Source organism: Natronobacterium gregoryi SP2 (assembly GCF_000230715.2).
GTDB lineage: Archaea > Halobacteriota > Halobacteria > Halobacteriales > Natrialbaceae > Natronobacterium > Natronobacterium gregoryi.
Map to the genome: position 1 here is coordinate 2226769 of NC_019792.1, position 12850 is coordinate 2239618.

General features: G+C 62.9%; 12 protein-coding genes. 6 read left to right on the forward strand and 6 right to left on the reverse strand.

Annotation, left to right across the window (positions count from 1 at the left end; genetic code table 11):
• Positions 1-2 precede the first annotated feature (2 nt).
• The 4 genes from nrfD to NATGR_RS11145 all read left to right on the forward strand — a co-directional run bounded on the left by nrfD (position 3) and on the right by NATGR_RS11145 (position 2871).
• Complete coding sequence (gene nrfD, locus NATGR_RS11130; protein WP_015233594.1) at positions 3-1079, forward strand: NrfD/PsrC family molybdoenzyme membrane anchor subunit; 1077 nt, start codon at positions 3-5, stop codon at positions 1077-1079.
• A 2-nt stretch (positions 1080-1081) separates the two neighbouring features.
• Entirely contained in the window at positions 1082-1855 is a 774-nt protein-coding gene (locus tag NATGR_RS11135; RefSeq protein WP_015233595.1) for a TorD/DmsD family molecular chaperone, read from the forward strand.
• A complete protein-coding gene (locus tag NATGR_RS11140) occupies positions 1852-2265 on the forward strand; it encodes a helix-turn-helix domain-containing protein (protein ID WP_005579376.1) in 414 nt (137 codons plus the stop codon). The genes NATGR_RS11135 and NATGR_RS11140 overlap by 4 nt, the downstream gene beginning before the upstream one ends.
• Positions 2266-2514: 249 nt before the next feature.
• Positions 2515-2871, forward strand: coding sequence for an AMMECR1 domain-containing protein (locus NATGR_RS11145; RefSeq protein ID WP_005579377.1), 357 nt, complete (start codon positions 2515-2517; stop codon positions 2869-2871).
• Between the two features lie 157 nt (positions 2872-3028).
• On the opposite strand, the gene NATGR_RS11150 is transcribed toward NATGR_RS11145, so the two are convergent.
• Both NATGR_RS11150 and NATGR_RS11155 read right to left on the reverse strand, forming a co-directional pair.
• A complete protein-coding gene (locus NATGR_RS11150; RefSeq protein ID WP_005579378.1) occupies positions 3029-4321 on the reverse strand; it encodes a TIGR00341 family protein in 1293 nt (430 codons plus the stop codon).
• A gap of 219 nt (positions 4322-4540) precedes the next feature.
• Entirely contained in the window at positions 4541-4978 is a 438-nt protein-coding gene (locus NATGR_RS11155) for a hypothetical protein (protein WP_005579380.1), read from the reverse strand.
• On the opposite strand from NATGR_RS11155, the gene engB reads away from it, so the two are divergent.
• Positions 4977-5594 (forward strand): GTP-binding protein EngB, encoded by a 618-nt coding sequence (gene engB / locus NATGR_RS11160; protein ID WP_005579381.1) that lies wholly within the window; start codon positions 4977-4979, stop codon positions 5592-5594. The genes NATGR_RS11155 and engB overlap by 2 nt on opposite strands.
• Before the next feature lie 210 nt (positions 5595-5804).
• Here engB and NATGR_RS11165 read toward each other — a convergent pair whose 3' ends face one another.
• The 4 genes from NATGR_RS11165 to NATGR_RS11180 all read right to left on the reverse strand — a co-directional run bounded on the left by NATGR_RS11165 (position 5805) and on the right by NATGR_RS11180 (position 11295).
• Complete coding sequence (locus NATGR_RS11165) at positions 5805-6965, reverse strand: ABC transporter substrate-binding protein (protein WP_005579382.1); 1161 nt, start codon at positions 6963-6965, stop codon at positions 5805-5807.
• A gap of 99 nt (positions 6966-7064) precedes the next feature.
• Complete coding sequence (locus tag NATGR_RS11170; RefSeq protein WP_005579383.1) at positions 7065-7946, reverse strand: ABC transporter ATP-binding protein; 882 nt, start codon at positions 7944-7946, stop codon at positions 7065-7067.
• A complete protein-coding gene (locus NATGR_RS11175) occupies positions 7946-9100 on the reverse strand; it encodes a FecCD family ABC transporter permease (RefSeq protein WP_005579384.1) in 1155 nt (384 codons plus the stop codon). Before NATGR_RS11175 ends, NATGR_RS11170 begins: the two co-directional genes overlap by 1 nt.
• An 890-nt stretch (positions 9101-9990) precedes the next feature.
• Positions 9991-11295 (reverse strand): NUDIX domain-containing protein, encoded by a 1305-nt coding sequence (locus NATGR_RS11180; RefSeq protein ID WP_005579385.1) that lies wholly within the window; start codon positions 11293-11295, stop codon positions 9991-9993.
• 313 nt (positions 11296-11608) lie between these two features.
• Here NATGR_RS11180 and NATGR_RS11185 point away from each other — a divergent pair, with 313 nt between their 5' ends.
• The gene (locus NATGR_RS11185; protein ID WP_005579386.1) at positions 11609-12814 is read left to right on the forward strand and encodes an Nramp family divalent metal transporter; all 1206 of its coding nucleotides are present in this window, start codon (positions 11609-11611) and stop codon (positions 12812-12814) included.
• The last annotated feature ends 36 nt before the right edge of the window (positions 12815-12850 follow it).

Genomic DNA, 12850 nt, shown 5'->3' on the forward strand with positions numbered 1-12850 from the left:
CCATGATAGAACAAATGGACGGATTGATCTGGCTGCCAGAAGGCCACTGGGACTGGAAGATCATCGTCTACCTGTTTTTCGGTGGCCTAGCCGGTGGTGCGTATCTCACCGGACTCCTGGCCGACGTGATGGGGTATCGAAGTTCAGACGAATCGCTGGCCGACTCGATGCGAGATACGACTCGCTGGGGGATGCTCGCAGCGATCGTTGCGATCGCCGTCGGTGGCATCGTCCTGTTTAGCCACCTCGGTGCACCGTTACGAGCACTGCTTTTCCCCGTGCTGTTCGTCAACTTCGGGTCGTGGCTCGTGATCGGGACCTACACCCTCATCCTATTTACCCTCATCGCGGTTATCCAACTGTTCTGGCTCGTTTGGGGCCACGACGACGGGGAACGTCCGAGTATGTTCCTTCGACAGATCACGGGCTGGATCGAGGAGACGGTCGGACTGCCGATCGACACGTGGCTCGCGCGACTCGCGACGTGGTCGAACCCTGGTACGACCGGCCGGCTGGCCGTCCACGTCGTCGGGGCGTTCTTCTCCGTGCTTCTCGTCGTGTACACGGCGTTGCTGTTGAGCGACGTTTCCTGGCTCGTGCCGGCCTGGGACGGAACGTTGCTACCGTTCCTGTTTCTCGCCAGTGGCCTCTCGATCGGAATGGCGGCGACGGCTGGACTGACGGTCGTCTTCGAGGGGCTCGAGGGAACCAGGATTACGACGTTCAGCCTCATCGACGACGCGGTCATCCTCTTCGAGATCGTCGTTTTGGCGCTGCTGGTTTCGGCGCTCGCGAGCGGTGGGCCAGCATCCCTCGCCTCCTACGAGCTGTTGATGAACGACTACGCGTTGTTGTTCTGGGGTGGGGTCGTCGCTGTCGGCCTCGTCTTGCCGCTCGTCCTTTCGGGCGCTTTGCTGGTCGTCGAACGCCAAAAGGACGTCCACGGTGATGATGGCCTTCGCAAGATGGTCCGCCGAGTCTACACGACGAAGTTCACGTTCGTCGTGCTCGGGGGACTTGCGCTTCGCTTCCTCGCTCTGATGATGGGCGTTAGCGCACCGCTTGCAGCACCAGTATAACCATGACCCACAATTCACACTGCTGCGCCGGAGACGTCGGGGTCGAACGAGACTGCTCGGACGACGTGGGCGAGATCCGACACGCTGACGAGTGGGCATCGCTGTACACCTTCCTCGCAGAGTGTCTGAAACACCCCGACGAGCAGTTCTACGAGGACGTCGAGACCGGCCGGTTCGAAATGGAGCTGACGGAGCTGGCCGAGTCGCTCGACCTCGATCTTCCGGCACCACCGGATACCGTGGAACTGCTTCCGGAGACCACTGCCGCGCTCGACAGCGAGTACATCTCCCTGTTCGAAGCGATGGAAACGCCGTACGCGCCGCCGATCGAGTCCGTCTACAAAGAGTGGCACGACGGACAGGGGTCGGACGGCTTACTCAACGGCCCATCCGCCGTCGAGATGCGAGCGCGGTACGAGGCGCTCGATGTCTCACCGCCAGACGCGTATCCTGCCGACCATCTGGCGCTGTTACTCGAGTACGCAGCAGTGGTCGTCCGTTCGGGGAACCGAGACGCCTACGAGTCGTTCGTTCGAGACCACTTCGACTGGCTCGTGGCGTTTCGAACGCTCGTCGATGACGCTGCTGCATCGGCTCCGTTCCACACGTATTGCGCCACGCTCGTCTGTGACTGTCTCGAGGCGGTCAGACGACGCGAGGGTGTTGCGGGGCCGACAGACGAGGAAGTCGACGCGATGCTCGAGCGCGCGAGCGCGAAGACGACGACCCGAAAACACGACACGAGTCACGACTCGATCCGACCATCAGAAACATGACAATTGGTACCCCGGTCGACGACGACGGCGAGCCAGGGCACGTCAAGCTCTGTCTCGCCCTGTCGGACGAAGCTGCGAGCCGTGACGTACTCGATTACGTCGTCAACACGCTCGAGAGCGACGTCGAGTTCTCGCTCGACTGGCAAAACTGTAGTCACACGTCGTCGATGACCATCGACAGGGTAACCGTCGAGAACGTGACTGCAAAACAGTGGGAGGCTGCGGCCCTCGCAGTCGAAAAGGGGTACTACGATCGCCCACGGGAGGTGAAGCTTCAAGAGTTGGCCGACGAACTCGACATCTCGAGGTCGGCTGTCTCCCAGCGACTCAGTGAGGTCGAGCGAAAACTGATGGTCGAACTGGTCAAAACGAACACGTACCAGCCCACGCGAGTGGGCGAAAACCAGTAGGGCCGTTCCACCGGCCGACTCCCGAATTCTCCGTCCGCGCCTCGATGTCGTGACGAGTGAAGCGCCGGACGCCCACCGTTCCACCGCTTTCTTGCGGTCGCCCTGCCGTCGCAGTTCCGACGGCCTCGCCGGCGTCGTCCCAGGTTTCGACGGCGAGCACGGGAGTCCGTAGCGACCGATTCCTGCACGGTGAAAATCGTCACTCGAATGCTATCACGGCCGGATGTACGTCCGAATCGGTGATAGAACGTGCTCGATCCAGACGCCGTAAAGCGACTCGTCGGGTTCGCTCGCCGGACGGTCGAGAGTGTCGTTCGGAACTCGACAGCTGGCGGCGACGAGACGGAATCGGTCGGATCGACGACCCGTCCGCTCGACGGCGAAGTGTCAGCAAACAGCGGTGCGTTCGTCACGCTCGAGCGCGGCGGCCGACTGCGGGGCTGTTGTGGACGACTCGAGCACGGCGGCCCCATCTCCGCGGCCGTCGAAATCGCCGCCCGACAGGCGACTCTGACCGATCCGCGGTTCTCGCCGGTCGAACCACACGAACTCGAGACCGTCACGGTCGGTCGCCACGGGCTCGTCGTCTCGAGTGGTCATGGGTGATCGGGACGCGAGTTGCTCCCGTTCGAAACACGACTGCCGTCGGTCAAGATACCGCTCGTTGCCACCGGCTGGGAATACGCGCTCGGTCTCGGCACACGGTCGACGAGACGAAGACGTTTGGGAGCGACCGGTCCGACGGGGACGCCGACCGACAGCGTTACCCACCGATCACGTTGACGTACCTGACCTCGACCTCGACCGGGTCCTCAGTGTGTTGATTGACTCGCTCGCGTAACGTATCCGCGAGCTCCGGCGGTGACTCCTCCGGTGGACCGCCGATCGTGACGATCACTCGTTCGGGGCTCACGAACGGATACTCGTCGTCCATCACGACCTCGAACTCGAGCAGCTGGTACTGGGCGAACGTTTCCTCCGAGAGGGCGAGTTCGACCTCCTCGCGGGCGTTCTCCTCGAACGTCGCGGTGACGTAGGAGGCGTACGTGATGCCGCCGAGGAAGAGTGCGAAGACAAAGACGATTGCGGCGAGTCCGAAGACCCGACGGCGGACGCGCTGTTCGGTCTCGCCGAGCGAGAACAGATTCTCGGGCCGGTAGCCGACGTACCACAGTGTGAGCAGGCCGGCGAGGTTCACCGAGAGGACGTTGACCAACACGAGCGCCGTCGAGCCGATAGCTGCCGAGGGCTGTCCCCACGCGATGGCGATTCCCGCTGCTGCTGCAGGCGGGATCAATGCTGCAGCGATCATGACGCCGACGAGGGCGACGGCCGTCCCGGTCGCGATGCTGATGATCCCTGCGACGCCAGCACCGAGCGCGATTGCAAGCGAGAGAAGGTCGGGTGCGAGTCGTTCGGCGATTTCGTCGACTGCACTGATGTCCAGCCCGGGTGGGACGATGTTGGTCACGCGGACCAGCCAGGCGAAGACGGCGGCCGCCGCGACTGCGAGGACGATGCCGAGGATCTGGTATCGAAGGCTCTCCTGGAACAGTTCTTCGTCGTCGATCACGGACCCGACGCTTAACCCGAGCGCCGGGCCGATAAGCGGCGCGATCACCATCGAACCGACGACGACCGCCGGCGAGTCGAGCAAGAGGCCCGCGGTCGCAACGACGGCGCTGATGATCGTCATGATCGCGTAGACGCTGAACGTCGGCGTCAGCGACTCCGCTTCGCTCTGGAGTTCCTGGCGTGAGATGCGGTCTGACTCGACGTCGCCGTTCTCGTACTCCTCGCGAAGCGAAGCGAACCGCCGGGAGACGACCGTCTCCGCGTCGACGACGACCGTGTAGGCGTCCTCGTCGATCCCCGTCTCCTGCAGTTCGTCGAGGACGGGTTCGACCGCTGGCGACGGCAGCGGAAAGTAGACGACCGCCGTATACTCCCGCTTGCTCTCCTCGTCGGTCACGACGTAATCGATGCCACGATCCTCGAGCGTCTCGAGAACCGTCTCTCGCTTTCCCGTCGGTACCGTCAACTGAACGAGACGCACGTGGATGGGTGAGGACCCCGGAGGTCATAATTGGAGGCGCTTTCGACGCGGCGTTCGAATCCCGGTAGCTCCGACTCGTCCCATCTCCTGTCCTGACTACCGTCCGTTCCAGGTGACGAGAGTTCCAGTAGTCAGACTGTCGGTCAGAAGTCGATACGGAGTCGGCCACGAATTCGCGGCCGTCTCCACCGGTGACGGCCCCAGCAGAGCGACCGATCGTCACGTCGTTGTCCGGTAGTAGCAGTTCGTCACTCGGGCAGAGCTACGGACGGTGAGCCAGCGATTTGCACCGTGGTTCGCCGCCTGCTCGTGTTCGCTGTCGCCCTCCTCGCCGGCACCTCGAGGGTCGTCCTGGCGTTCGTCGCTGCCCTGTGGGGGAGGCGCGATCGGAACTGCCGACGGGGGCTCACACTCGCCGGCACTGGACTGCCCGCCGGTGGCGTGTCGCTCGCCCGGTTTGGACGCCCGACACGTCGACCTCGAGACGACCCCGTCGACCACACGAATCGTCGCTATCGCCGTTCTCGTTGCGGTTTCGTTCGGCCTCGGCGTCGTTCTCGTTTCGTCCGTCTCGGTCGTCGCACGGACGACCTGCTCGAGAGCAGCGGCGGAGCCGATCACCGCGTATATACCCGCGACGCCCGTACGACCGTGCATGTTCGAGACGCGTCCCAACCGCGATGCCGAGGTCGCCCTCGTCGGTCGCTCGAACGTGGGCAAGTCCACGCTCATGCGCGAGTTGACTGGCCACGACTTCGACACCGGGGGGAGTCCAGGCGTTACTCGCGAGCCAAATCACTACGACTGGGCTTCCGAAGACTTCGTCATCACCGACCTGCCCGGCTTTGGTTTCATGAGCGGCGTCGACGAGGATCACCGTGAACAGATCAAGACCAACATCGTCCACTACCTAGAGGAGTACGCCGAGAACGTCCTCGTGGCGGTCCTGGTCGTCGACGGCAAGAGCGTGATCGACATCATCGACCGTCACTCCGGCCCCGACGAAATCCCTTACGACGTGGAGATGTTTCACTTCCTGCGAGACCTCGAGATTCCGGTCGTCGTCGCGGTCAACAAGATGGACAAGGTCGACGACAGAGACGAACGGCTGAACGAACTCTGTGACCGGCTCGGCCTCTACCCGCCCTGGAAACAGTGGCAGGAGACGATCGCACCGATTACGGCGAAGCAGGGACAGATCGAACCGCTGAACGAGGCCGTCCGCGAACACCTCCACGAACAGCAGCGGGACGATCTGTTCAAGTTCTTCTAACCGAAATGGTACGCTGTAGCGTGGCAAAGCCACGCCTCGGTAACGGTTCGACAAACAGCAACGGCAGACGTTCCTGCTCACTCCGTTTGCGGGCTGGCCTTCCGGGCCGTCGTTCGCTTCGCTCACGAAACCCGTCTTCCGTCCGTTCTCTCTTCTGGCTCACGGGCCACTTCGCTCCCCGTTGGCCGTTCCGCTCGGTCCGCCGGCAGGTCACAGATTCCCGTCGACGATGTCGGCCATCCGTTCGCGGTCGAACAGTTGTTCGTCTTCGGGGATATCCGCGGAGTCACCCGGCCACTCGCCGAACCGGTCGGGATAGACCTGCTTTGCGAGTGCCTCCGTCGAGAACAGATGCGTGACCGGTCCCATGAACTGTCCCGAGGCACGGACGACGTTGCCGTCCTGGACCGCCGACAGCGTCCTCGCAGTGGAGTGGTCCTCGAGCGGTTCGACGACCTGGGAGTGCCACTCCTCGCCGGTCATCGACGAGAGGTTGAGCGCGGCGAGATAGTCGGGATCGATCTCGAGCAGCGTCTCGTAGCCGACATCGCCCTCGATGTCTCTGTCCGCGAACGCGTCCTCGATACCGAGATCCCGGAAACTGCGGACGTCGTTTCGTTTCTCGCTGATCGGTGCGGGCTGGAAGAGACCGGCGTCGGCGTCGATTCCGCGCCAGAATACGGCCGCGGTCGGTCGTTCGTCTTCCGGCGGCAGGTTCGCCTCGATTTCGGCCATGAAGTCGTCGCGGAGGTCGATCCACGCCTCGTACTGGTCCTGGCGCTGGAAGATCTCCGTCACCTTCTCGAAGAGTTCGTACAGCGTGTAGTAGGGTTGTTCACCCTCGTAGTCGAACCGGATGTACGAACCGAGGTACGGGGCGACGTTTTGCTCGATCTCTTTCATGTCGGCGTCGCTCCAACTCGAGTAGTTCTGGAGCATCCGGGGGTCGGCGAGGATCACGTCGGGGTCTACCTCGTAGAAGATTTCTTTGTCGTAGTTGCGGGCTGATTCGCCCTCGCCGTACTGGAGGGTGTCGTCGAGGTCGATGTCGACGCCGGGTAGCTGATCGTAGAACTTGTAGGGTTTTCGGTGGGGATAGGCGTGTGCCTCCGGTTGCAGTCCGAGCGACATCGCCATGTCCTCTTGGGAACCGGGGATGACGAAGAACGACTCCGGCACCGCGTCGAACGTATGGCAGCCGCCCGGTTCGAGACAGACTTCGTAGGACTGACCGCCGCTGTCGCCGTTCTCATCGTTGGGTCCACTCGAGCCGGAGTCGTCGGCTGGATCGGATTCGCCGCCGAGACAGCCGGCAACGCCGGCGGCTGCGAGACTTGCACTGCTTGCGAGGACGCGTCGTCGATTCACCATACATGTTTTAGGCACACCTAAAAGAATAAGAATGTGGCTATTTAGGCTGCCCTAAAAGAATGGTCGCGGATCGTCCCGAATCGGACGAAAACGAGGCGACTATCGTTCGACGCTCTCGTCGCTCGAGTCCTCGTGAAGCGGCCCAAGCGGCGTGATCGTCGGTCCGCGTTCCCCCTCCTCCACGTCGGCCTCGATACGGAACACGTCCGCGAGAAGCGCCTCCGTGAGCGTGTCGTCCGGCGGACCGCTGGCGTAAATCGAGCCGTCCTCGAGAGCGACCAGGTGGTCGGCATAGCGAGCCGCCTGTTCGATGTCGTGGAGGACGAGGACGACCGTCACCGAACTGTGATCGCGCAGCGTCTCGACGATCTCCATGACCTCGAGTTGGTGGTGGACATCGAGGAACGTGGTCGGCTCGTCGAGCAACAAAACGTCGGTCTCCTGGGCCAGCGCCATCGCGATCCAGACGAGTTGTTTCTGCCCGCCGCTCAGACTACCGAGAGGCCGGTCGCGGAGATGGCCGATACCCGCAAGCGAAATCGCTCGATCGACGGCCGCCTGGTCCTCGTCCGTGACGGACTCGAAGAACCCGCGATGTGGGTATCGACCGTGATAGACGAGCTCCGCGACGGTCAACCCATCGGGCGAGACGTTCTCCTGGGAGAGGTGACCGACCTTCCTGGCAAAGGCCTTCTTCTCGAGGTCGTGTACGTCGTTGCCCTCGAGAAAGACGGTGCCGGACTCGAGCGAAAGTTGGCGTGCGATCCCTTTCAGGAGCGTGCTCTTGCCGCTGCCGTTCGGACCGATGAGTGCCGTCACTTCGCCCTCGGGGACGGTTACAGACTCGCCGTCGAGGACCGGTTCCTCGGCGTTCGGATAGCCGATCCGGAGATCGGTACCGGTGAGATACGGTGGGTCGTCCGTCTCGGGGGCGGCCGATTCCGCGTCGTCTCGTGTGGTCAGTCTCGAGTCTATCGCCATCAAAGCTCACCCAGTTGTTGTTTTTTGCGCATCAGGTAGAGGAAGTACGGACCGCCGATCAGCCCCGTTACGATCCCAACGGGGATCTGGACGGGATTGAGTGCGAGTCGGGCACCGACGTCGGCGGAGATCATCAGTGCCGGGCCGACGAAGAGACAGCCGATCACGAGTTTCCTGTTGTCGCTGCCGACGATGTTGCGGACCATGTGAGGCACGATTAGCCCGACGAAACTGACGATGCCGGCAACAGCGATGCTCACGGCGGCCGCGAGGACGGCGATGCCAGAGAGCGCGAAGCGAACGCGCTCGACTGACATGCCAAGCGACGACGCCGTCTCTTCACCCAGCAGGAGGACGTTTAGCTGCCGTGAGCCGAGATATGCGAGCCCGACCGAGACGAGCGACCAGGGAAGTGCGATCCGCACGTGTTGCCAGTTCGTCCCGGTCAGCGAGCCGTTCAACCACGCGATGGCCTGCTGGACGACACCGATGTCGTCGGTGAAGACGAACAGTGCAGTCTGGAACGAGCCAAAGACCGTCCCGACGATGACGCCCGCAAGTACCAGTCGAACCGGGCTCGTTCCGTTGTTCCAGGCGATGACGTACACGATGAGGAACGCGAGCGCACCACCGGCCGAAGCGACGAGCGGAAGGACAGTGGTCAGTCCCGTAAAGACCGTAAGGACGAGCAACACCAGCAGCCCGGCCCCCGAAGACACTCCGAGAATAAACGGGCTCGCGAGTTCGTTTCGCGTGACCGCCTGGAAGATCACGCCGGAGATAGCGAGATTCATTCCGACCAGGACGGCGACGATGACCCGCGGTAGCCGGAGGTTCCAGACGATGTGTGTCGCCGTCGAGAGCTCCGGCAACTGTTCGACGTTGTACCCGGTCAGCGCCTCCATCAACCCTTCACCGAGGAAGAAGTTGAGCAGCCACCGGTAATCCAGCAGCACTGTCGAGTCAAACAGCGCGCGCCAGGCCTCGGCGAACGTCATCGAGTACGCACCGTATCGTAACTGGACGAGACCACCGAGAATGACGATCGCCGATCCTCCCAGACAGACCGACAGCAGACTCGAGTCGACCGAGAGGCTCCCTGTCGACTTGGACGACTGCCCAACCGACCCGTTCTCCGCTCTCGTCTCCGTCATCGGCCTTCGCTCGGCTGTCGGTCCGCTTCGATCGAACTCGAGTCGTCACCTGCTGTACTACCGGATCGTTGCCGACGGCTCCCGTTCGAACTCCGCCACATATTATTTAGGCACCCCTAAAACTACATATCTGCTTTGATTTCGGCTAACCTAAATAATGGCTGGGCTGTTGGAACAAGAAGAAAAACACGAGGCCGAGAGACGTCGGTCGCGGTCTGTTCTGCGTAACGCATCTCCAATCGTCGACACCTCGGCCGCTACGTGGCACACTCTGACCCAAACGCCGTCCGCCGAACTGCTCTCGGTCGGCCCGACGACGAACACGAAACCACTCGCGTTGGAAGAACAGCGGTCACAAGCGCTGTCGTGTGGCGGCCCCGGACTACGACGGCTTTCTGTCCATCAGTTCCGGAGCAACTGCGACCCGAACCATTGCACCAAGACGGTTCCAGCGGTCCGTCTGAAACGCAACGACGCTGCAAGGATCGACGCCTCAGATGTCTCTCTACGAGGAAAGCGACGGTGGCTCGGTGAACGGTCTCATCACAAGGGGCTAAGCGGGGGTAACTTTCGTCATCGCCACCTCTTATCGATAGGACCGTCGTATGGAAAAACCTCACGACAGTGCGTCCTGTCCAGTCCCACCCAGCCACCGACTGAGACGGACTGCTGTCCCGCTGTCCCGGCGCGACCGCAGGCAGACTCGCGGCCACACCGGAACTGACGGACAGCAAACCGTCTGACGAGCTGACCCAGGCCACACGACCGGGCTCGACCCAGCAGTTCAGGCTTGCCAAAGCACTAGTACCGTCCCAACCGTCGACTGACGGGCCGAATCGACCGACACCGCCAGATTCGACCTATCAGTTCAGGCTTGGCCCGCCACTAGGTCACCACGATTCGAGGTCGCGCAACTCCGCGACCACGTCCTCGATCCCGTCGTCCTCGAGCAGGCCGCGTTCGGCGGCGACCGCGTCGACGACGGCAGGCGGTGTCACGTCGAACGTCGGATTTAGCACGTCGAGCGCGGTGTCACCGTCGTAGACCGCCGCCCGGTCGCCGGACTCGAGGTTGTGTTCCTCGCGGGTCGAGACCTTATCGGTGGCGGCGACGACGGTGACGGGAACGGCTTCGTGGCTGGCCGCGAGTGCAGCGGCGCGCGTCCCGGTCTTGTTCACGACGGCACCGTCCGGCCGAATCGTGTCGGCACCGACGAGGACGCGGTCGACAGCTTCGCGCTCGAGGACGTGTGCAACCGCTGCGTCGGTGTGGACGGTAACGGGACACTCGAGGTCCGCGGCCAGTTCCTCGGCCACGTCGACACCCTCCCGTGCCGGCCTGGATTCGGCGACGAAGACGCGCGAGGGATCGCCCTGCCGGAGTGTGTCACCGACGGTGCTGGACCGCGAGAGCGTCAGAACCGTTCCGTCGATGACCTCGCTTGCTGTCGCCGCGGCTTCGTCGTCGGCCGCGAGCGCGCGGTCGATCCCCTCGAGCGTCGACTCGAGGACCGCACTCGCGCCGTCGTCGAGATCAGCTTCAGCCATCACCCGATTGACTCGGTTCCGGAGGACGGCCATCGCGGGTCGGGCCTCGAGTAATCGGCCGGCCAGTTCCGCCAGTTCGTCGCGTTCGCCCTCCGGATCGACGCCGAACTCGTCGCGTTCGGCGACGAGCACTCCCGCCCGGTCCCGCAGCACCTCGAGCGCCCGAATCGAGAGGGTGGCCGCACCGTGCTCGTCGTCCGCAGTGATCGATCGCACCGTGGGTGCGACGCGTTCGTACGCCGTCCAGAGCGTTGGCACTGTCTCGAGGTCCTCGCCAACCGCCTCGAGGATCGTCGTCGCCGGGAGCCAGGCGTACTCGTCGTGTTCCTCGCTCAGTTCGATATCGGGGTCGTCGCAGTCGAACAGAAACGGGTGGACGACCCACTCACGCGCTGTGTCCTCGTCGGCGACTTCGACTGGCCGGCCGGCGCGGACGAACGAGACGTCCGTTTCCTCGAGGCCGGTTTCGTCCCGGATCTCGGCGACCACCTGTTCGTCCGGGTCGCCTTCTGGGAAGCCGGAGACGCCACCCCACATTCCCCGATGGGTGTCGACGGTATCGCTACGACACAACAGGAGGGCCTTGCCTCGCCGCCGGAGGAAGGCGGTGACGACGTGGTCTGTGTCGGTTTCGTCGGAATCGTTCATACTGGCGTAACGATTCTCGGGAGGGAATCGCTTTCGGGATCGGACGCCGGAATCGTCGCGCGTGAGCGAGTTCCGACTGGGTCACCGGCGAGTCCCGGCGGTTCGACCACACCGCCGGCCCAAAGCGAACTCTCCCGTCCTGACTGACCGTTACGGGGACCGACGGCCCGTCTGCAGTTTGGACAGTACTACTGCCCAGCACATAATCACACAAATAGCGCCCATATGTCACACAGTGTTGAACTGCAATGGACGTTCTTCTACTCTCTAACGATATTTTTATTGCATATGGAAGGTAGTATGCGGCCGTAAGATGAGTGTCGTAGACAAGATCAAGTCGATCGGGCCGGGTGCGCTCGTCGCCGCGGCGTTCGTCGGACCGGGAACGGTCACGACAGCGAGCGTGATCGGTGCGGAGTATGCCTATCTGCTCGTGTGGACGATTGCGTTCTCGATTCTGGCGACGATCGTTCTTCAGGAGATGAGCGCGCGGCTCGGATTAGTTTCGAACGAGGGGCTCGGTGAGGCGCTTCGAGACGAATTCACGCATCCACTCCTAAAGGGTGTCGCAGTCGCGCTCGTCGTGAGCGCGATCGGCGTCGGGACGGCAGCGTTCCAGACGGGCAACATCGTCGGGGGAGCAGCAGGTCTCTCGACGATTACCGGCATCAGTGAGAACGTCTGGGGGCCGCTTATCGGCGTTGTCGCCGCTGGATTGCTGTGGACTGGTAACTACAAACTGATCGAGCGAGTCTTCGTCGGTCTCGTCGTCGTCATGGGACTGGCGTTCGTGCTCAACGCCGTCGTCGTCCGTCCAGACGTCGGGTCGTTCTCGGTCGGCCTCGTGCCCACGGTCCCTGAGGGGTCGGCCTACCTGATCGCCGGGCTCGTCGGCACGACCGTCGTCGGCTACAACCTGTTCTTGCACGCCAGTACCGTCCAGGAACGGTGGGATGGTGCCCAGGATCTCGCTGCGTGTCGGTTCGACACCGTCGGCATGGTCGTCGTCGGCGGACTCATCACGACCGCGATCGTCGTCACGGCCGCGGCCGTCTTCCCCAACGGGACACAGATCGACGACGTCGGGGCGATGGCCGACCAGCTCGAGCCCGTCTTCGGCGGCTTCGCGCTCACGTTCTTCGCGATCGGGCTGTTCGCGGCCGGGTTCACGAGCTCGATGAGTGCGCCACTTGCCGGTGCGTACGCGACTGCTGGCGCGCTCGGATGGGAACGTGATCTGACCGCCACCCGATTTCGGGCGATCTGGATGACGATCCTGGGCGTCGGCATCGTCTTCTCGGCACTGGATTACAACCCGGTAGACGTGATCGTCTTCGCACAGGTCGCAAACGGCCTCCTGTTGCCGATCCTGGCGGTCTTTCTCATCTACGCGATGAACAACGACGAACTGCTTGGCGAACACACGAACAGCAGACTCCAGAACTTGCTCGGCGTCGCCGTCACGATCGTCGCGATCGGTATCGGCCTACAGACGCTGTACGACGTTCTCGTCCTCTAGCACCCGTTTCGATCCACATGAACGACACAAACGACA